The sequence below is a fragment of the Vibrio sp. B1ASS3 genome, assembly GCF_905175355.1.
Classification (GTDB): domain Bacteria; phylum Pseudomonadota; class Gammaproteobacteria; order Enterobacterales; family Vibrionaceae; genus Vibrio; species Vibrio owensii.
This window is the reverse complement of sequence record NZ_HG992743.1, coordinates 1174248-1194481: the sequence shown is the minus strand read 5'-3', so window position 1 is coordinate 1194481 and position 20234 is coordinate 1174248. Positions and strand designations below refer to the sequence as shown.

Below are 20234 nucleotides of genomic sequence, written 5' to 3'. Positions count from 1 at the left end.
ACTTTATTTCCCACTAGCATTAGGGATTGGAGCGTTAATTCAGATACTCATATATCTATTTAACATATCCTATTTAATTAATGAGTTAGTAATTTTATAAATCACAGTCAAGCTTTTACTCAAAAACAAAAAGGCGAACCAATCGGTTCGCCTTTGTCTATTTAGATTCTACAAAAATTAATCTTCGTAGTTATCGATGCTTGGGCACGAGCAGATTAGGTTACGGTCGCCGTATACGTTATCTACGCGGTTTACTGTTGGCCAGTACTTCCAAGATTTAGTTGCTTTAGAAGGGAAGCAGCCAAGCTCGCGAGAGTATGGACGATCCCATTCATCTTTCGCTAGGTCAACTTGAGTGTGTGGCGCGTTAACAAGCGGGTTGTTATCTAGCGGCCATTCACCGTTCTTAACCTTTGTCATCTCTTCACGGATTGCGATCATCGCATCACAGAAGCGGTCTAGCTCTTCTAGGTCTTCCGATTCCGTTGGCTCAACCATTAGCGTGCCTGCTACAGGGAACGACATGGTTGGTGCGTGGAAACCGTAGTCCATTAGACGCTTCGCGATGTCTTCTTCGCTGATGCCTGTTTCTTCTTTTAGTGGACGAATATCGATAATACATTCGTGCGCTACACGGCCGTTAGAGCCACGGTAAAGAACAGGGTAGTGAGGGCGCAATTGCTCCATCACGTAGTTCGCGTTCAGAATCGCTACTTTCGTTGCGTCTGTTAGGCCAGCGTCGCCCATCATCGCGATGTAAGCCCAAGATATAGGCAGGATAGACGCGCTACCCATATCCGCTGCGGACACTGCGAAGTTTTCGCCGTCTGCACCATTTTCAATGTGACCCGGTAGGAAAGGTGCTAGGTGCGATTTCACACCGATAGGACCCATACCCGGACCGCCACCACCGTGTGGGATACAGAAGGTTTTGTGTAGGTTTAGGTGAGAAACGTCAGAGCCGATGAAGCCCGGCGTTGTTAGACCAACCTGTGCGTTCATGTTTGCGCCGTCTAGGTAAACCTGACCGCCCGCGGCATGAACCATTTCACACACTTCTTTCACTTGCTCTTCGTATACGCCGTGCGTAGAAGGGTAAGTGATCATGATGCTTGATAGGTTGTCTTTGTGCTTCTCGATTTTCGCTGCTAGGTCAGTGACGTCGATGTTACCTTCTTCATCACACTTAACAACAACCACTTTCATTGACACCATAGACGCTGTCGCAGGGTTAGTACCGTGCGCAGAGCTTGGGATCAAACATACGTTGCGGTGACCTTCGCCACGGCTTTCGTGGTAGCGTTGAATAGCGATAAGACCTGCGTACTCACCAGATGCACCAGAGTTTGGTTGCAGTGAGAATGCGTCGTAGCCTGTGATTTCACATAGCTTCTCTTTCAGATCTTTTGCTAGTGCTGCGTAACCGGCTGCTTGTTCTGCTGGTGCGAACGGGTGGATCGAACCAAACTCAGGCCACGTTACTGGAATCATCTCTGCTGCTGCGTTCAGCTTCATCGTACAGCTGCCCAGTGGGATCATGCCGTGCGTTAGCGAGAAGTCTTTGTTCTCTAGCTGTTTTAGGTAACGCATCATCTGTGTTTCGCTGTGGTGCGTGTTAAACACAGGGTGCGTTAGGTATTCTGTTGTGCGGCGCAGTGCTTCTGGAATCGCTGCAAATTCGTTGCCTGCGATTTCCGTTGATAGTGCTGCGACTTCTTCTTTCACACCGAATACTGCAAATAGGGCTTCTACGTCTGCCACGGTTGTGGTTTCGTCAAAGCTTACACCTAGCTGAGTACCCAACTTACGTAGGTTGATGTCTGCTGCTAGTGCTTTCGCGTATAGGTCTTCAGTTTGTGCACCAGTATTGATGGTGATGGTGTCGAAGAAGCTGTTGTGAGCAAGCTCGAAGCCGCCTTTCGTTAGACCAGCAGCTAGGATAGCGGTCATGTGGTGCGTACGACGAGCAATCGTGCGTAGACCTTCTGCGCCGTGGTAAACCGCGTAGAAAGACGCCATGTTCGCTAGTAGAGCTTGAGCGGTACAGATGTTTGATGTCGCTTTTTCACGACGGATGTGTTGCTCACGCGTTTGCATTGCCATGCGCAGTGCTTGGTTGCCGTTAGTATCGATAGAAACACCGATAACACGACCTGGCATTGTACGCTTGTGCTTGTCACGTGTTGCCATGAAGGCTGCGTGTGGACCGCCGTAACCCATAGGAACGCCGAAACGTTGTGCTGAGCCGATTGCTACGTCTGCGCCCATTTCACCTGCAGGTTTCAGTAGGGCAGAAGCCAATAGGTCAGTCGCTACGGTTACTAGTGTTTTGTTCGCTTGCGCTTTTGCGATGATGTCCGTTAGGTCACGAACTTCACCTGTTGTGCCTGGGTATTGAACTAGCGCGCCGAATACGTCTTGCTCTGGTAGTGATTCTAGAGAACCAACTAGGACTTCAAAGCCGATGAATTTCGCACGAGTTTTTACTACTTCGATGGTTTGTGGGTGAACGTCGTCAGCAACGAAGAATACGTTACTCTTGCTCTTACCCGCACGCTTACAAAGTGTCATCGCTTCTGCTGCTGCCGTTGCTTCATCGAGCAATGACGCGTTTGCGATTTCCATACCAGTAAGATCCATCACCATTTGTTGGTAGTTTAGAAGTGCTTCTAGACGACCTTGTGAGATCTCTGGTTGGTAAGGGGTGTAAGCGGTGTACCAGCCCGGGTTTTCCATCACGTTACGTAGGATTACGTTTGGCGTGAAGGTGTTGTAGTAACCCTGACCAATGAATGTACGTTTAACTTGGTTCTGATCGGCGAACTCACGCATTGCTGCCAGCATGTCTGCTTCGCTTTTCGCTTCTGCCAAGCTCATTGGCTGCTCTAGGCGAATTTGTGCTGGAACGGTTTCGTCGATAAGCGAATCTAGGCTAACTGCGTTGATCGCTTCCAACATTTTCTGTTGGTCAGATTTGTTTGGTCCGTTGTGGCGAGCAACGAACTCGTTTTGTGTGCTGAGGCTTTGAAGTAATTCAGTCATTGTCCTTTACCTACTCCTTGGCTCGGGTAACGGATTTGCGTTACTGATAAATTAAATTATACGTCCGAACCTAGAAAAAAAGCTGTCCACTAATCGTTATGCTAGGGGACAGCTTTCGTCTCATCCTAATTACTCTTCTTCAATAGAGCTTAGGTATTCTTCCGCATCTTTTAAGTCATCCAACTCAGATGGGTTTGAAAGCTTCACTTTCACAATCCAACCACCTTCGTATGGTTCTTCGTTGATTAGCTCTGGGCTGTCTTCTAGCTCTTCGTTGATTTCAACTACTTCGCCTGTGATTGGTGAGTAGATGTCTGAAGCTGCTTTTACTGACTCAACCAAAGAAAAGCTTTCGCCCGCTTCGACTTCATCTTCCACGTCTGGTAGGTCAACGAAAACTACGTCACCTAGCATCTCTTGAGCGTGCTCTGAAATACCGATAGTTACTGTGCCGTCACCGTTGTCACGTACCCACTCGTGGCTATCTGTAAACTTCAGTGTTTTGTCCATTGCTTAATCTCCAAATAACTTGTCAGGATAGTTTCTGATTTAATAAATCTTTTATTGGTAAAGAGGGTAACGACTGCAAAGCTCTTTCACTTGCTTGCGTACGCGTTTTTCTACTTCTGCGTCACCTTCAGGGTTGTTCACCAAACCGTCCAGTACGTCACCAATCCAATTACCGATGAGTTTGAATTCTTCAGCGCCAAAGCCGCGGCTTGTACCCGCAGGCGTTCCTAAACGGATGCCCGATGTAATCATAGGCTTCTCTGTGTCGAATGGGATGCCATTTTTGTTACACGTGATACCTGCACGCTCTAGTGCTTCTTCCGCTTTGTTACCTTTCAAGCCTTTAGGGCGAAGGTCAACCAGCATCAAGTGCGTGTCTGTACCACCGGTTACGATGTCGCAACCGCGAGTTTGCAATACTTCCGCCAGAACTTTTGCGTTGTTGATCACTGAATCAATATAAGTTTTGAATTCAGGACCAAGCGCCTCACCGAACGCGACTGCTTTAGACGCAATCACGTGCATCAGAGGACCGCCTTGCAGACCTGGGAATACCGCTGAGTTGATTTTCTTAATGATGTCTTCGTGGTTGGTCAGAATCATACCGCCACGTGGGCCACGCAGTGTTTTGTGCGTTGTAGTTGTAACAACGTGTGCGTGAGGAAGCGGGCTAGGGTGCGCGCCTGTTGCGATAAGACCGGCGATGTGTGCCATGTCGACCATAAGAATCGCGTTTACTTCGTCTGCGATTTCACGGAATTTAGCGAAGTCGATAGTGCGTGGAATTGCACTACCACCTGCGATGATCATTTTAGGTTGGTGCTCAAGTGCCAGTTGGCGAACGTCTTCGTAGTTGATTTCTAGTGTTTCGCGGTCAACGCCGTATTGAACTGCGTTAAACCATTTACCAGAAAGTGCTGGGCGAGCACCGTGTGTTAGGTGGCCACCTGCGTCTAGAGACATACCAAGAATGGTGTCGCCAGGCTGAAGTAGTGCCAGTTTTACTGCGCCGTTTGCTTGTGCGCCTGAGTGTGGTTGAACGTTTGCGTATTCACAATTGAAAAGTTTTTTCGCGCGTTCGATAGCAATGGCTTCCACTGTATCTACGTGCTCACAACCACCATAGTAACGGCGACCTGGGTAACCTTCAGCGTATTTGTTTGTTAGGCATGTGCCTTGAGCTTGCATTACCGCTTTAGAAACGATGTTCTCAGAAGCGATAAGTTCGATTTGTTCGTTTTGGCGAGCGAATTCTGCCTGAATTCCAGCAAAGACAGCGTCATCTGTCGCAGAGAGGTTGGTAGAGAAAAAGTTTTCCAAGCTGTGGTTAGGGTAACTCTTGTTCATGGTAGTTGACCTTCCAAATCTGAAAATGAACCCGCAGTAGAAATAGTTGTTTGATTGCGATGGTGGCTCATTTGTCCTCAAAACAGCTGAACTGCATAGCAGAACAGAGTGAACTTTCGGCCCGAATAAGTGGGCAAAACTCCGTCGGATTGTGGTTTCTCTTGTCCAATCTCTTACGGAAATGTGCATCTCTACATCTAACAAGTTGGTAACATAGCGCTTGCGGCACGAACAATCAACCAAAAATTTCCTATAGGAAACGAGATTTCTGGTTTTGTTAACAAGAGCACGCTTTAATTAACTCGGTGGACTTTTATCCACTATAGGCTTCATGCACAATGCTAATAGGAAGGAATAAAGGATATTTACAGAGGGATTTATGGCAGAAAGTATTTACGATGAATACCCGTCAATGACGTTGGCGAAAGAGCAGCAAGACCAGAATATTGAACCGCTTAAGCTCGGTCAGCGCATTAAAGATATCCGCTCTAAACTTGGTATTACGTTAGAAGAAGCGAGCCAACGAACTGGCCTTGCGCGTTCTACGCTGAGTAAGATCGAGAACGAACAGATTTCTCCAACGTTTCAAGCGATGCAAAAATTAGCGCATGGCTTACAAATTGATATGCCGCAACTGTTTGAACCACCTAGAAAAAAGGTCGCTACAGGGCGCAGGGATGTAACCAAGAAAAAAGAGGGTAAACCACACCCAACCCAAACCTACGAACACGAGCTGTTGGCGACTCAACTTTCCAATAAGAAAATGATGCCTTTTAAGAGCCAAATTCGTGCCCGTAGTTTTGACGAATACAAAGACTGGGTTCGCCATGATGGGGAAGAGTTTTTACTCATCTTATCAGGTGAGGTGATGTTTTATTCTGAGTTCTATGAGCCTGTTGTATTAAGCGAAGGCGACAGTGTGTATTACGATGCGAACATGGGTCATATGTTGACCAGTGTGAGTGAAGAAGACGCGCACATTTTGTGGGTGACTGCCAAATAGTGATAAATAGTTGTAAATTTCCTATAGTGAAAGCAAACGTTTGCTATCGGTTTTGAATGCGTTATGATGGCGCTCTGTTGATGATATCTCACTCAACAGAGCGCCTTTTTTGTGCGTTTTGTTGTGATTAAAATGTTAAAAGTCACACTTTTGAAAGTCGAGCGATGTCTTGTTCGTGCAAAATTGAATCAAGCGTGTTTATTATTGGAAACACATTGAATGCCGACAGCATCATCGGGTCTATCTAAATGGAGACGAAAATGACTCAAGAACTTCTGAAAACACCACTGCATGCACTTCATGTTGAAGTAGGCGCAAAGATGGTCCCGTTCGCGGGTTACGACATGCCAGTTCAATACCCACTAGGCGTAAAGAAAGAACACTTACACACTCGTGATGCAGCAGGTCTGTTCGATGTTTCTCACATGGGTCAACTTCGTTTGATTGGTGATGGCGCAGCAGCGTTCTTAGAGACACTGGTTCCGGTTGATATTGTTGACCTAGGTGCGGGCAAGCAACGTTATGCTTTCTTTACTAATGAGCAGGGCGGCATTATGGACGACTTGATGGTGGCTAACCTTGGCGATCACCTGTTTGTTGTTGTGAACGCAGCATGTAAAGAGCAAGACATTGCACACCTTCAGGCGCATCTTCCTTCTGGCATCGAGCTAGAGATCATTGATGATCGCGCACTGCTTGCGATTCAAGGCCCTAAAGCGGCAGAAGTACTAGCGCGTTTCGCACCAGAAGTAGCAGAGATGCTATTTATGGATGTTCGCAAAGTTGAACTACTAGGCGTTGAGTGCATTGTTTCTCGTAGTGGTTACACTGGCGAAGACGGTTACGAAATCTCTGTTCCTGCGGACAAAGCAGATGAGCTGGCTCGTAAACTCACAGGTGAAGAAGAAGTAGAGTGGATTGGCCTTGGTGCTCGTGACTCACTTCGTCTTGAATGTGGTCTGTGTCTGTACGGTCATGACTTAGACACAACAACAACGCCTGTTGAAGCAAGCCTACTATGGGGCATACAAAAAGTACGTCGCGCAGATGGCGAGCGTGTAGGTGGCTTCCCTGGTGCTGACATCATTCTTAAGCAGATCGAAACGAAAGACGTTGCACGTAAGCGTATTGGCTTGGTTGGTCAAACTAAAGCGCCAGTTCGTGAAGGTGCTGAGCTGTTCGACGCAGACGGTAACAAGATTGGTGTGGTAACAAGTGGTACAGCAGGCCCTAACGCAGGCAAGCCAGTATCAATGGGTTACGTACGCGCAGATCTAGCGGCTATCGGTACAGAGCTGTTTGCAGAAGTACGTGGCAAGATGCTACCAATGACGGTAGAAAAAATGCCGTTCGTACCACAACGCTACTACCGTGGTTAATTAAGCTAATTCATTGATTTAGAGAGTTAAATAAGGCTCGTTATTCCAGCGAGCCTAAACAAAACTAGGAATCTAACCATCAGAACGTAGGTTCCATTAAGTTTCCTCTCTGAATCGACAAGCACAAACAAAAATGCCGAGCACATTGCTCGGCATTTTTTATGTTCTTTTGAAAGCTCAACTTATGCAGTGAGTTCTTCGATAGGGCAACACATTTCAATCACAACTTCACTCAGCTTGCTTGGGTGAATCATGTCTTCTTTGTTCACGCTAAACTGGCTTGCCATGATGGTGTTGAACAATTCCCAGTGGTTGATCAGCATTTTCTCGCGATTGTCTGCATCTTCTGGCCACGTCTCTTGCATCATAGGCGCTAGGCTAATCGCACCATGTGCAAACACCAGCATTTGCCACTTTGATTCCCATTGGTCAATGCGATGCTCTGGGTATTCTACGTTGTAGTCAGCAAATAGGTCGGTAAAGATCGCCGCGAATTCATCTTTAGATCTTAAGAAGTATTGCAATAATGCATCGTCGCCTTGGCGAATCGCATCGGCAATCATTTGAACTGGGTGCGGGTTAACGAGTGCAAACGCCAGCATTCTTACCATGAACAGGTAGATTTTTTGATTCGATGGCGTATTCGCTGGCATTTCGCTTACCAACTGCGCCATGTAGCTTTGCATGAATTCGTCCATGCCATCGCTGACGGCTTGCCAGATCTTCTCTTTGCTGCCGAAGTGGTGGCGAATCAAACTATGGGACACACCAGCTTTCTCACTGATGTTTCGAAGCGAGACTCGGTCGTACCCTAACTCACAGAACATATCTGCCGCGACTCTTAGAATCAGGCACTTAGTTTGCTCAGCGGCTTCAGCACTTCTACGGCCTTGCTTTCTTTCTGTCATAGTTCGAATTTTCCCGAATATTAATCAACGCGCCTATTTTTACCAGAAACCGGACAGTTTGCCTAATTATTTTATTGTCCACGTGGAAAATATGTTGATCATTTTTTCGTTATACATATACTGTACACCTGTGTAGTAAATATAAAGTCGATGGAGAAAGCCAGTGCGAAAACAATACTTAAAGCGCACATTTATCGGAGCAGCGGTGGCATTGAGCCTCGCCACGATGCTGACAGGGTGTAACAAAGCCGTATCAGAACCGTCTGAGCCATTAATCAAACCTGTAAAATTACTTGCTGTTAATGATCTGACTGTTGCCGATTCCGATGCATTCCTTGCACGAATAGATGCAACGTACAGAGCCCAACTTTCATTTCAGGTAGGTGGCGAAATTGAGAAGTTGATCGTGAGAATGGGAGAAGAGGTGAAGCAGGGCGATGTACTTGCAACGCTAGACCCAAAAGACTTGCAGTTAGCTCTTGATGCATCACAAGCGCAGTACGCACTAGCGAAAACCCAATGGGAACGCTCGAAAAGCTTGTACAACAAGAAGCTGATCAGTACAGACAGTTACGATCAACAAGAAACGCAATACAAAGCGGCACTGGCAAACCTAGAGCAAGCGAAAACCGATTTGAGCTACACAGAGATTCACGCGCCGTTTGATGGTGTGGTGTCTTATACCTACGTGAAGCCATACCAAGTGGTTGCTGCTAAGCAAGAAATCCTAAACCTAATCGACAACACCACTTTGGATGTGTCGTTTACTTTGCCTGTGACTTACGCCGAAGCGGTGTCGTTGAACTCACTTAAAGACGCAGAGATGTGGGTGACGATGGACAGCGAACCAAACAACCGCATCCAAGGCAAATTCAAAGAAATCTCTACTCAACCCAATGCCGATACCAACAGCTACGAAGCGATCGTGACGATTACGCGTCCGTCTGATCGTAACTTGCTAACGGGAATGACAGGGCAAGTACACATTGCGAAGCAAAACGTTTCTAAGGCCATGATGCTGCCAAATGCAGCCTGGGTGTCGAAAGACGCGGCTCATGGTGAAGTTTGGGTCATGGACAGCGATACACAACAAGTAAATAAGGTGACATTGTCACTAAGTGCTAATGGCGCTGTGGAGTCTGGTTTAGATAACAACGACTACGTGGTTATCGCAGGTGTTGAACGGTTAGTGGAAGGCCAAGTTGTGAAAGCTTGGGTTCGTGAGGAAGGTATCTAATGAAACGTTCATTATTCACAGTATCGGCTATCGCACTGGCGGTACTCACCGGTTGTAACAGCACAGACGAAGTGACCACAGAGCAACCTTTGTATGTTTCTACGGTTGCTGTCGATGTACCAGTAAAAAGCCAATACCGCACATTTAAAGGTCAGGTTGTGCCTGCCGAGCAAACGCCAATTGCATTCCGTCGCGCAGGCGAAGTTCAGCATGTGTTAGTAAAGGCGGGTGACACGGTGAAACAAGGCCAGATGATCGCCAAGCTAGACGACAGCAAAGAGAAGCAAGCAGTAAACGATGCAGAAGCACAATACACGCTTGCGATTCGTCAGCTTAAACGTGGTGAAGAGCTGCATGACCGCCAAATGATTTCAAAAGCGGAGCTGGATGAACTAACAGCAAACAAAGAACTGGCGGAAGCAAACTTCTACAACGCGACAAACCAATTGAACTACACACGTTTGTTTGCACCGTTCGCGGGCAAGGTTTCGGATGTTTTCAAAGAGCGTTTTGAGCGTGTGGCGATTGGTGAGCCGGTTCTCAACCTTTATCAGAGCGACAAAGTGTACGTTCGTATCGAATTGTCAGACAACGTACTTGCGATGGTAAATCCAAATACGCAAAGCATGAGCTACCAGCCTCAAGCCACGTTCTCGGGTGACGCGAAATCTTACTCTTTGGATTACTTAGAGCACACAAGTGAGCCAAACGCACAAACGCAAACTTACCAAATGTATTTAACCATGCCACAACCTGAGCAAGAGATTCTGCCGGGTACTAGCGTAAGCGTTGCAGTAGACATGGTAGCAGCGGGCATTACTTCCATTGATGGCTACAACATCCCAATGACGGCACTTCAAGCGGGCAGTCATGCTGGTGAGTTTTTCGTTTGGAAATTAAACGGTGACACTGTCACTAAAGTTGAAGTGTCTATCGACCAAGTGAATGGCGAAGGCGCAATTGTGTCATCAGGTGTTGCTCAAGGCGATGTATTAGTGAATTCCAGCTTACGCAAACTGCGCGAAGGTAAGCATGTGGATGTGGTGGAGAAACAACAATAATGAGCATTGCTGAATACTCAATTAAGAACAAAGTCATCAGCTGGCTGTTCATCGTTATTCTAGCGATCGGCGGCGTGACTTCGTTCCTAGAACTGGGTCGGTTGGAAGACCCTGCATTTACCATCAAAGATGCGATGGTGATTGCGACTTATCCTGGTGCGACTTCTAAAGAAGTAGAAGAAGAGCTGACGTATCCGCTTGAGAAGGAGATTCGTAAGCTGCCTTATATCGATAAGATCACGTCGACGTCCTCTAGTGGTATGTCTCAGATTATGGTGAGCATGAAGATGGACTACGGTCCGGATGAATTGCCGCAAATCTGGGATGAAATGCGCCGTAAAATCAACGATCTGCAACCAACTTTGCCGCAAGGCGTTCAATCTCTGCAAATCATAGATGACTTTGGCGACGTATACGGTGTGATGCTGATGCTAACGGGTGACGACTACGATTACGTAGAACTGAAACGTTACGCAGACCAACTCACACGTGAACTCGAACTGATCGATGGTGTGGGTAAAGTTGATATCGCTGGCGACCAACAAGAGATGCTGTTTGTTGAGATTTCCTTGGATCGCTTGGCGGCTCTAAACCTCGACATGAACGTAATCTCTGGCTTGCTGAACCAACAGAACAATGTGGTTTCTGCGGGTGAGGTAATGGTAAACGGCGAGAGCCTTATTATTCGCCCAAGCGGTACGTTAAACACGGTTGAAGCACTAGAAAACCTGATTATTCATGGTCGTGATACGGGTAACCTGATTCGCTTGAAAGACGTTGCAACCATCAGCCGTGGCATTCAAGAAAAGCCGGGCAATGTGCTGCTATACAACGGTAAGAAAGCAATCAACATTGGTATTTCGTTTGCCTCTGGCGTAAACGTAGTAGAAGTCGGTCAACGTATTGAAGCAGAACTAGCAAGCCTTGAGACCATCAAGCCAGCTGGTATCGATATGAACTACTTCTACAACCAATCACAAGAAGTGGACGATTCAGTTAAAGCGTTTGTTATTAGCTTGGCAGAAGCCGTTGCTATCGTAATCATCGTATTGCTGTTCACCATGGGTTTACGTAGTGGTGTGATCATCGGTTTGGTGCTGTTGTTGACGGTATTTGGCACCTTCATCTTGATGAACTACAACAACATTGAGCTGCACCGTATCTCACTTGGTGCACTGATCATTGCACTCGGTATGCTGGTGGACAACGCCATCGTGGTGGTCGAGGGGATATTGGTTGGCCTTAAGAAAGGACGAACCAAAGTTCAAGCAGCTACAGATATCGTAAAGCAAACTCAGTGGCCGCTGCTTGGTGCGACAGTCATTGCTATTACCGCGTTTGCGCCTATCGGTCTGTCACAAGACGCGACCGGTGAGTTCATGGGTTCTCTGTTCTGGGTTCTATGCTTCTCACTATTCTTGAGCTGGATTACGGCGATTACGCTAACGCCATTCCTTGCAGACCTTCTATTGAAAGAAGAAGACAAGAATGCAGATGCAGAAGACGAAGACCCATATAAAGGTTGGTTGTTCGTCGCGTTTGGTGCGTCTCTTAAATTTGCGTTGCGTTTCCGTTGGTTAACGGTAGCAGGCATGGTGGCATTGCTCGTTGGTGCTGTGGTTGCGTTTGGTAGTGTGAAGCAACAGTTCTTCCCGCCATCCAACACGCCGATGTTCTACGTTGATATGTGGATGCCAGAAGGCACAGACATTCGCGAGACCATCAAGAAAGCGGAAGAAGTAGAAAGCTACATTCGCACTCAAGACAACATTGATTTCGTTTCAGCGTCGATTGGTCAAGGTTTGCAGCGTTTCGCTCTGACTTACCAACCAGAGAAGAGTTACGAAGCCTACGCACAGTTCCAAGTTCGTACCACGGACCGTGAGAACATGTTTGAGCTGCTGCACAAGTTGGACGACAACCTAGCGAAGACGTTCGACAAGCCAACGTTCCAGTTCAAGTTGATGGAATTCGGCCCGTCACCAGCGTCAAAGATTGAAGCGCGTATTACTGGCCCAGATCCACAAGTGCTACGTGAGCTTGCGGTACAAGTAGAAGATATTCTTCATACTGACCCGGGTGCTCGTAATATCCGTCATGACTGGCGTGAGCGCACTAAAGAGCTAGTGCCTGTATTCAACGAATCTAAAGCACGTCGCTTGGGCATCTCGAAAGAAGATCTTTCAAGCACACTGCAAATGGCGTTTGGTGGCAGCACACTTGGCTTCCTTCGCGATGGTACGCACATTTTGCCTATCATGACGCGTCTGCCAGAAGCGGAACGTGTGGATTTTGAATCACTGCAGAACGTGAATATCTGGAGTCCATCGCTTCAAAGCTACATTCCAGTAGACCAAGTGATTGATGGAGTGAAACTGGATTGGGAAGAGCCATTAATTCAGCGTCGTGACCGAAAGCGTACTCTAACGGTACTGGCTGACCACGATGTACTGAGTGACGATACAGCGGCAAGCTTGTTTGCTCGTGTTCAACCAAAAGTGATGGCACTGCATATTCCAGAAGGGTACGAAATCACTTGGGGTGGTGAGTACGAGTCATCGAAAGATGCACAAGAAGGTCTGTTTGGCTCACTGCCAATGGGTTACCTGTTGATGTTCATCATTACTATGCTGCTGTTTAACTCACTGAAGAAGCCACTGGTTATTTGGTTCACCGTTCCGCTGTCTATCATCGGTGTGTCGTTTGGTTTGTTAACCACGAATATGCCATTCAGCTTTACCGCGTTCCTTGGTCTATTGAGTTTGAGCGGTATGATTCTGAAAAACGGTATCGTACTTCTAGACCAAATCAATCTTGAGTTGGAGTCGGGCAAAGATCCTTACTTAGCGATTGTCGATAGTGCGATTAGCCGCGTTCGACCAGTAAGTATGGCGGCACTGACCACCATCCTCGGTATGATTCCATTGGTGTTTGATGCATTCTTCGGATCAATGGCGATTACGATTATGGCAGGCCTTGGTTTTGCTACAGTTTTGACTCTGATTGTTGTACCAGTCATGTTTGCAATTCTGTTTAAGATCAAACCAACCACTGCATAAGGGACTTCCTGACTTTTATTATTGTCAGATTCCTGCCTAGCCCTGGGGACTTTCCTCAGGGCTTTTTTGATCGGAGAGAATTAAGATGCGAGATGCGAGATGCGAGATGCGAGAGTGTAGAGTCGAGAAGAGAATGAAGGCGAAAAGCAGGGGTGGTGCTTTAGTGTACACCTCACTGATTTTTATGATTTTCTTACAAGCGATTGATAAATCTTGCGTATACTAAGAGCACATCATCAATAAAAGAGCGAACGCAAATGAACAATCGCGGATTACACGGACTCTTCCTTTTAGGCTCACTAACGCTAATTGGCTGTTCTTCAACAGACGGCATCTCTACCGATAACGCAGACTCTCAAGCGCCAGTAGAATTAAAAAGCGCGGATGCAGCCACAATTGCAACTTGGATCGACCAAAGCGTTCTGATGCCACAGGGCCTTTCTTTAGAAACAGATAAAATTCGTTATGTTACTGGATCAGCGGATTTGAATAGTGACGGCACAGCAGAGCATTTGGTGCTATTCCAAGACCGTTTCTTCTGCGGAAGTGGTGGTTGCACGGCGTATATGTTCGATAACAACGGCAAAGTACTGAACCGCATGTCGGTAACTAGAACACCAATTGCACTCATTGACAGCTACAGTAACGGTTGGCAAGACTTTGTAGTGTGGAGTAATGGTGCTTACCGTCAAATGAGCTTTAATGGTGACTCTTACCCAAGTAACCCATCTGTCGAGCCAAAATACGACCACAACACTCAAGTACAAACAGCAATCGCGTATGTGATGGCTACCGAGCTTTACCAACAAGACGGTTACGACATTCTGCCTGTCGACGATAAAGAGATCTGGACGCCAGCGAACGTTTATCACTTTACCTTTAAGCATCATGGCGACCCGCACAGTGTGTACAATGCAACGGTGAACTTGAGCAGCGGCGACGTGGATATCGAATCTGAACCAATGCAATAAATTGTCGGTTTAAACACTGCCAACTTAAACAAGAAAAGGGCGAACACTTATCATAAGAGTTCGCCCTTTGTGGTTTCTATGTGTTTGCTTTTATTTCTATTGTTTTTTAGAGCTTAGGCTGCGTTAGAACCTAGCCAGTTTAGAACTTATAGGTAGCGCCCGCATAGAAAGAGCCAATCTGTACGTCTGTATCCAGACTTGAACCTTTCGGTTTTACTGTGAAATGGTCCATTTCATACGCCGCGCGAAAGGTGATGTTTTCTAATTGAATTGGCGTGTATTCCAGACCTGCACCGATACGTAGGGATAAATCGTCTTCATTGTCTGTCGTCGGAATATCAACAGACATGTAACCCAAACCAAAGGTTGCGAAAGGGCGCAGGCCATTATTGAATGAGTAACCAATATTCGCCGCTACCGAGACGTTGCTCGCACTTAAATCATAAGCCGTATCTACGATCTTAAAATCACCATAATTGGTGTACTGCGTTTCAACCGCAACGATACGGTTGAACTGATAACCACCAATGATTTTGAACGCGGTGCCGTTGTCATCCACTTTTGTAAACGGGTTATCATCACTAAACGTGTTGTTACCCACACCGCCTCCAAGATAAAAACCTGAGACATCTTGCGAACCATTTGCTTGAGCACAAACGCTAAAAAGAGCGGATAAAAGGATGATTGTGTTTTTCATAGTTACCTCTGTATGACTGTCTGTCTTTTTATATTTAAAACGGTGTTCATTATCTAAATGAGGCGCTGAAAAACTAAACAAAAAGCAAACAAAAACCAAATAATTCCCATTGATTTAGTCACTTAGGCAATTGTGTGTTTTTTGTGTGATTGGAAGGTATGCATAACAAGAAATCGATGTTTGAATCCTTGATTACGTCCAAACTGGACGCTTTATGTTGGTGTGATGAGGTTGATTTGGTTTTTCGAATGGTTTGAGAAACCTAACCTATAATTCAAGGAGTTGAGAAAGTAGTGAGCCTGTATGCATAGAATTTATTTCGCCAATTTAATCCTCGATCCGACGACAAGGAAACTGTCCAATTCAGGCGGCGATGATGTTCCCCTAAGACCGCTGCCATACCAAGTATTGAACTTGCTGATAGAAAAGCAGGGCGTGCATGTGACTCGTGAGGCGTTGTTCGAAATCTGTTGGGATGGCTCAGTCGTGACCGATCAAGCATTAACCAATGTGATTTCCGGTTTAAGAAAGAAACTGGCTCAGTTGAACGCACAAGGCGTACAGATTAAAACGGTGAGTAAAATTGGCTATTTACTGGAAGTTGATGAGGATGTGAAACCCATCAAACAGAAAGTTGAGATACCGGAACTCCAAACGCTCGAAATTGATGATGTTGAACCTCAAGTCAAAGCAGCGCCCAAACAAGAATCTGAATCGCGAGATAAGGCATTTAGTTTAACTCCGATATTGATGACGGCTTTCCTGATTATCGCGATTGTCTCTGTGCTTTATTTTCGTCCGTTTGTGCCACATCCTGATTTTCTTGATGATTCGGACTACCAACACTTTTCTGTGTCTGAAACGGACTTCTACTTTTACGACCAAAATCATGATGAGTTAGATCTTTCGGCTTTGGCAAAGAGCCTCAATGATGAAGTGTTTCCAGTGTGCCCGGCCATCGTGTATTTGCGCGTATCTGAATCGGCTTACCGAGAAGGAGCACATATTTTGCGTGCGTTTGCTTTCGCCAAAAACAGCAATAAGAACGTCAACTACATTAAGTTTTCTCTCGATATCGACACCTTGAAAGAAACGGTCTTAGAGAGCATGAGCAGGGCGGATGCAATATGCGGATAAACAAACTCCTCGTACTTAATATTGCATTGGCAACGGGACTCGTGGGCGTGGTTGTTCACCAAAAGTATTTCCAATCCGATGAAATTACTGGTTCGCGCTGGGCGTGTGCAACGTTTGAAGAAGACTTTATTACTACAGGTTACCGACGTTATGAAAATATCAGTGACCGTTCTGTCGTGGTGTTTAGCTCGGATAGAGACATGTACATTTTCCAGAAAGGCTCCTTGCTAACGAAAAAGGGCGAAAGCAAAGAATATGAACTGGTTTACAACGGCAAGTATCAAGTGGATGGGCATGCGTTGACGGTGGATTATCAGAAAGTCAGCTGGAATGAACAGCCAACGGAGAGTGAAGTTTTCGTAAGAGACATGAACTCATACGTGGGCACAAAAACGGACTTCATTTACAAAGTGGAGGATGAACAACTGTTCTTTTTCAATCAGAGCGAAACAGAAGAGAGTAACTTTATCTGCTATCGGATTTAGCGTCCGTTAGATTCCGCTTATTGCTCAATAAAAAACACCTCCCAATGCCGAGGCTAGAGGGAGGTGTCGAATGCCAAATCGAGGGAGGCATTGTTAATCGTTGCTTAGAACCGTCTAAGCGAGTTAGTCACGATTAAGCAGCTGCTTCTTGTTTCGCTTCTGCTTTGTTCTTTAGGAACGCGTAAGTGAAACCTGTTACCGCTGTACCTGCTGCAATTGCTACCAAGTACATTAGCACTGGTGAGATTGCGTTAGGGATAAGCAGTACGAACAAACCACCGTGTGGTGCCATCAGTTTTGCACCGAACAGCATTGATAGAGCACCTGTTAGTGCGCCACCTGCCATACATGATGGGATTACGCGCATTGGATCTTTCGCTGCGAATGGGATTGCACCTTCAGAGATGAAGCACAGGCCAAGAACGAATGATGCTTTACCTGCTTCACGCTCGCTTTGCTCGAACTTGTTCTTAGCAATGAACGTCGCAAGACCCATACCTAGTGCCGGTGTCATACCTGCTGCCATGATTGCAGCCATTGGCGCGTAAGTTTGTGAAGCCAATAGACCTACACCGAATGCGTATGCGGCTTTGTTTACTGGACCACCAAGGTCGAAACACATCATCGCGCCAAGGATAATACCTAGTAGAACCGCACTGTCTGAACCCATGTTGTTTAGGAAATCAGTTAGGCCGCTCATGATGCCAGATACTGGACCACCCACGATGTAAATCATCACAAGACCCGTGAACAATGTCGCCACGAACGGGATGATAAGGATCGGTTTAAGTGCTTCCATTGATTGTGGAAGTTTTACTTTGTCGGCAAGGAACTTAGCAGCGTAACCTGCGATGAAACCTGCTGCGATACCACCAAGGAAACCTGCACCAGTTGAGCTTGCTAGCATACCGCCAACTAGACCCGGAGCCAGACCCGGACGGTCAGCAATTGAGAAGGCGATGTAACCAGCAAGAACTGGGATCATCAATGCGAATGCAGAGCCACCACCTATGTTCATAAGCGCTGCTGCTAGCGTGCCTTCTTCTTTAAACGCTTCGATACCAAATACGAAGGATAGGGCGATGATCAAACCACCGGCAACCACAACTGGAAGCATGTGAGATACACCTGTCATTAGGTGTTTGTACGCGCCTTTCTTCTCTTCTGTCGCTGATGATGCGCTAGAAGAGCCAGAGTGTTGGTATACGCTTGCTTGTTCAAACGCTTTGTCCATTTCTTCCGCTGTTTTCTTCAGTGCTGGACCTGTTTTGGTGCGGTACATCTTCTTGCCGTTGAAGCGGTCAAGAGGTACTTCGATGTCTGCTGCGATGATGACCAAATCTGCGTCTGCGATTTCTTGGTCAGTCAGTTGGTTTTTTGCACCTACTGAGCCACGCGTTTCCACTTTGATTTGGTGACCACGACGTTTGCCTTCTTCCTCTAGCGCTTCTGCTGCCATGAAGGTGTGTGCAACGCCGGTTGGACATGCTGTGATAGCAACAATCTTCTTCGTTGCAGAGGCGCTTTCTGCTGGTGCTGCTACTTGTGCTGTAACTGTGGTTGCTTGCTCTAGCGTTGCTGCACTTTCAACCGCAGTTTGTAAGAAAGCGGATGCGTCTTTCGCTACGGTGCTGATATTTGCTTGGTAGACTTTTTTACCTACGAAACGAGAAGTATCAACTGGAGTGTTAGCCGCAATTACGATCGCTTCTGCTTGTTCAATGTCAGCGTCTGTCAGCAGTGTTGGTTCAACCACGCTTGATTGGCATTCAATCTTTGCGTTCCAACCCAGCTTCGCCGCTGCTTGTTCTAGTAGACCTGCCGCAATGATGCTGTTCGCAACACCACTTGGACGTAACTATTCACCCAGGAGCTATTGACAGCAAATTTATGTGACTGAGTTAACTTGATCCCACATTCAACTTGAGTGATCTTTTTGTGGTGGCAATCTGGAGGTATGAATAAGAAAACATTACCTCCACCGCCAGATTTCGATTCGCCTGAAGAGGCGAAAGATATCATCCACTTTTTATGGAATAAGTTGGCTGAGCTTGAAGATAGGCTAAACCAAAATAGTCGCAACTCTTCTGTGCCATCATCTCAACAACCCCTGCATAATAAAGCTAAAAATACTTCGCCGAATCGGAAGAAATCTGGAAAAAAGCAAGGAGCTCAACCAGGTCATAAAGGCAATCGCCGACTGCTTCATCCTATTGAAGAGAGCGCCTCGGTTGAGCAATATTTACCGAATAAGATATGCCACTGCGGTGGGTGTGTTATTCCAAATAGAAAACCTTATAAACGACACCAAATCTTTGACTTGCCAGATATCTCATACACGCTTGTTGAACATCAAATTTTTAAAGGCGAGTGCTCATGGTGTGGTGATAAGCATCAAGCGGAGCTTCCAGAGTCTGTGCCCGATGTTCAAATGGGGCCAAATCTACATAGCTTTATCGCAATCCAAGCGACGCAGCACCACCAAAGCATAGGTAAAATACAATCTATGCTGAAAGACGTCTTCCAGCTTAACTTCTCAACAGGTGCAATATCTGCGGCGCAAGGACGAGTCACTGAATACTTAGCTGATACTCATACTCAAATCCATGACACAGTAAAAGCATCTAAACTGATTATGGCTGATGAGACTTCACATCAGCGCAATAATGATAAACGCTGGATGTGGGCCGCACTCAGCAATAACGTAGCCTTTTTCCAAATTAACAGCGGAAGAAACCAACATGCTGCCAAACGACTACTTGGTGAAGCGGTTTCACACCTTTTAGTGACTGACCAATATTCTGCCTACAAATATATCGACGAATCTAAGCGCCAATTATGCTGGGCTCACATATTAAGGAACGTCATCGCTATCGAGGAAAGCGTTTGTCCTGAAAACCAAAAAATCGGAGACAAACTCGCTTTAATCGCTCATAGCGTATTCAGGTGTCATCACCGATATATCGAAGAAGAAATTACCGAAAGCCAATATTACCGCCGACTCAGGCGGTTACGAAAGAGCTGGCTTCATTGGCTCAAATTGGGTAGTTATCAATGCTCAAAACGATATCGAGGTAGATGTCGAAATCTCATCGCTGATGATGCTATGGTCTGGCGGTTTATGGACGACTCCGAGTGCCCGTTAACAAACAACGCAGCGGAGCGAGTTCTCCGTAATTACATACTGATGAGGAAGTGTTGTTACGTGACTCGCTCATATCGAGGCGACCAGTTCCGCGAACGAATGTTCTCGCTGATAGAAACAGCCAAACTTCAGCAGGTCTCTGCTTATAAATGGCTGCGTGAAATCGTCGAACATCACATGTTGAAAGTTGATTATCAGGCGCCAGTATTTTTAGCGTAAACCGTCGTCAATAGCTCATGGGTGAATAGTTACA

The 20234-nt window shown here is 46.3% G+C and carries 14 protein-coding genes and 1 pseudogene; 9 read left to right on the top strand and 6 right to left on the bottom strand.

Annotated elements, in window-relative coordinates:
- Positions 1-177: 177 nt before the first annotated feature.
- The 3 genes from gcvP to KJB05_RS23825 all read right to left on the bottom strand — a co-directional run bounded on the left by gcvP (position 178) and on the right by KJB05_RS23825 (position 4899).
- Positions 178-3042, bottom strand: coding sequence for an aminomethyl-transferring glycine dehydrogenase (gene gcvP, locus KJB05_RS23835; RefSeq protein ID WP_208445995.1), 2865 nt, complete (start codon positions 3040-3042; stop codon positions 178-180).
- A gap of 129 nt (positions 3043-3171) precedes the next feature.
- Positions 3172-3552, bottom strand: a complete 381-nt coding sequence (gcvH, locus tag KJB05_RS23830; RefSeq protein WP_005451648.1) for a glycine cleavage system protein GcvH — start codon at positions 3550-3552, stop codon at positions 3172-3174.
- Positions 3553-3603: 51 nt separating this feature from the next.
- Entirely contained in the window at positions 3604-4899 is a 1296-nt protein-coding gene (locus KJB05_RS23825; RefSeq protein ID WP_005451650.1) for a serine hydroxymethyltransferase, read from the bottom strand.
- Between the two features lie 379 nt (positions 4900-5278).
- Between KJB05_RS23825 and KJB05_RS23820 the strand changes: the two genes are divergently transcribed.
- Both KJB05_RS23820 and gcvT read left to right on the top strand, forming a co-directional pair.
- The gene (locus KJB05_RS23820; RefSeq protein WP_005431308.1) at positions 5279-5902 is read left to right on the top strand and encodes an XRE family transcriptional regulator; all 624 of its coding nucleotides are present in this window, start codon (positions 5279-5281) and stop codon (positions 5900-5902) included.
- A gap of 260 nt (positions 5903-6162) precedes the next feature.
- Entirely contained in the window at positions 6163-7281 is a 1119-nt protein-coding gene (gcvT, locus tag KJB05_RS23815) for a glycine cleavage system aminomethyltransferase GcvT (RefSeq protein WP_208445996.1), read from the top strand.
- Positions 7282-7463: 182 nt separating this feature from the next.
- Here gcvT and KJB05_RS23810 read toward each other — a convergent pair whose 3' ends face one another.
- On the bottom strand, positions 7464-8189 hold the full coding sequence (locus KJB05_RS23810) for a TetR/AcrR family transcriptional regulator (protein WP_208445997.1): 726 nt from the start codon (positions 8187-8189) through the stop codon (positions 7464-7466).
- Between the two features lie 163 nt (positions 8190-8352).
- Here KJB05_RS23810 and KJB05_RS23805 point away from each other — a divergent pair, with 163 nt between their 5' ends.
- The 4 genes from KJB05_RS23805 (at position 8353) to KJB05_RS23790 (ending at position 14517) form a co-directional block, all read left to right on the top strand.
- On the top strand, positions 8353-9426 hold the full coding sequence (locus KJB05_RS23805; RefSeq protein ID WP_208445998.1) for an efflux RND transporter periplasmic adaptor subunit: 1074 nt from the start codon (positions 8353-8355) through the stop codon (positions 9424-9426).
- Entirely contained in the window at positions 9426-10487 is a 1062-nt protein-coding gene (locus KJB05_RS23800; protein ID WP_208445999.1) for an efflux RND transporter periplasmic adaptor subunit, read from the top strand. The genes KJB05_RS23805 and KJB05_RS23800 overlap by 1 nt, the downstream gene beginning before the upstream one ends.
- Positions 10487-13546 carry an efflux RND transporter permease subunit gene (locus tag KJB05_RS23795; protein WP_208446000.1) on the top strand — a complete coding sequence of 1020 codons (3060 nt, stop codon included), beginning with the start codon at positions 10487-10489 and terminating at the stop codon, positions 13544-13546. The genes KJB05_RS23800 and KJB05_RS23795 overlap by 1 nt, the downstream gene beginning before the upstream one ends.
- Before the next feature lie 257 nt (positions 13547-13803).
- Positions 13804-14517 carry a hypothetical protein gene (locus KJB05_RS23790; RefSeq protein ID WP_208446001.1) on the top strand — a complete coding sequence of 238 codons (714 nt, stop codon included), beginning with the start codon at positions 13804-13806 and terminating at the stop codon, positions 14515-14517.
- Positions 14518-14656: 139 nt separating this feature from the next.
- Here KJB05_RS23790 and KJB05_RS23785 read toward each other — a convergent pair whose 3' ends face one another.
- On the bottom strand, positions 14657-15214 hold the full coding sequence (locus KJB05_RS23785; protein ID WP_208446002.1) for a porin family protein: 558 nt from the start codon (positions 15212-15214) through the stop codon (positions 14657-14659).
- Between the two features lie 303 nt (positions 15215-15517).
- On the opposite strand from KJB05_RS23785, the gene KJB05_RS23780 reads away from it, so the two are divergent.
- Positions 15518-16351, top strand: coding sequence for a winged helix family transcriptional regulator (locus KJB05_RS23780; RefSeq protein WP_208446003.1), 834 nt, complete (start codon positions 15518-15520; stop codon positions 16349-16351).
- The gene (locus tag KJB05_RS23775; RefSeq protein ID WP_208446004.1) at positions 16342-16836 is read left to right on the top strand and encodes a hypothetical protein; all 495 of its coding nucleotides are present in this window, start codon (positions 16342-16344) and stop codon (positions 16834-16836) included. The genes KJB05_RS23780 and KJB05_RS23775 overlap by 10 nt, the downstream gene beginning before the upstream one ends.
- A gap of 133 nt (positions 16837-16969) precedes the next feature.
- Here the strand turns inward: KJB05_RS23775 and fruA are convergent.
- Positions 16970-18688: pseudogene (gene fruA / locus KJB05_RS23770) on the bottom strand (PTS fructose transporter subunit IIBC); the annotation flags it as partial.
- A gap of 105 nt (positions 18689-18793) precedes the next feature.
- Between fruA and KJB05_RS23765 the strand changes: the two are divergent.
- Positions 18794-20200 (top strand): IS66 family transposase, encoded by a 1407-nt coding sequence (locus KJB05_RS23765; protein ID WP_208446529.1) that lies wholly within the window; start codon positions 18794-18796, stop codon positions 20198-20200.
- Positions 20201-20234 lie beyond the last annotated feature (34 nt).

Coding starts and splice junctions, on each gene's coding strand:
- gcvP (WP_208445995.1), bottom strand. CDS start 3,042: ATGACTGAATTACTTCAAAGCCTCAGCACACAAAACGAGTTCGTTGCT.
- gcvH (WP_005451648.1), bottom strand. CDS start 3,552: ATGGACAAAACACTGAAGTTTACAGATAGCCACGAGTGGGTACGTGAC.
- KJB05_RS23825 (WP_005451650.1), bottom strand. CDS start 4,899: ATGAACAAGAGTTACCCTAACCACAGCTTGGAAAACTTTTTCTCTACC.
- KJB05_RS23820 (WP_005431308.1), top strand. CDS start 5,279: ATGGCAGAAAGTATTTACGATGAATACCCGTCAATGACGTTGGCGAAA.
- gcvT (WP_208445996.1), top strand. CDS start 6,163: ATGACTCAAGAACTTCTGAAAACACCACTGCATGCACTTCATGTTGAA.
- KJB05_RS23810 (WP_208445997.1), bottom strand. CDS start 8,189: ATGACAGAAAGAAAGCAAGGCCGTAGAAGTGCTGAAGCCGCTGAGCAA.
- KJB05_RS23800 (WP_208445999.1), top strand. CDS start 9,426: ATGAAACGTTCATTATTCACAGTATCGGCTATCGCACTGGCGGTACTC.
- KJB05_RS23795 (WP_208446000.1), top strand. CDS start 10,487: ATGAGCATTGCTGAATACTCAATTAAGAACAAAGTCATCAGCTGGCTG.
- KJB05_RS23790 (WP_208446001.1), top strand. CDS start 13,804: ATGAACAATCGCGGATTACACGGACTCTTCCTTTTAGGCTCACTAACG.
- KJB05_RS23785 (WP_208446002.1), bottom strand. CDS start 15,214: ATGAAAAACACAATCATCCTTTTATCCGCTCTTTTTAGCGTTTGTGCT.
- KJB05_RS23780 (WP_208446003.1), top strand. CDS start 15,518: ATGCATAGAATTTATTTCGCCAATTTAATCCTCGATCCGACGACAAGG.
- KJB05_RS23775 (WP_208446004.1), top strand. CDS start 16,342: ATGCGGATAAACAAACTCCTCGTACTTAATATTGCATTGGCAACGGGA.
- KJB05_RS23765 (WP_208446529.1), top strand. CDS start 18,794: ATGAATAAGAAAACATTACCTCCACCGCCAGATTTCGATTCGCCTGAA.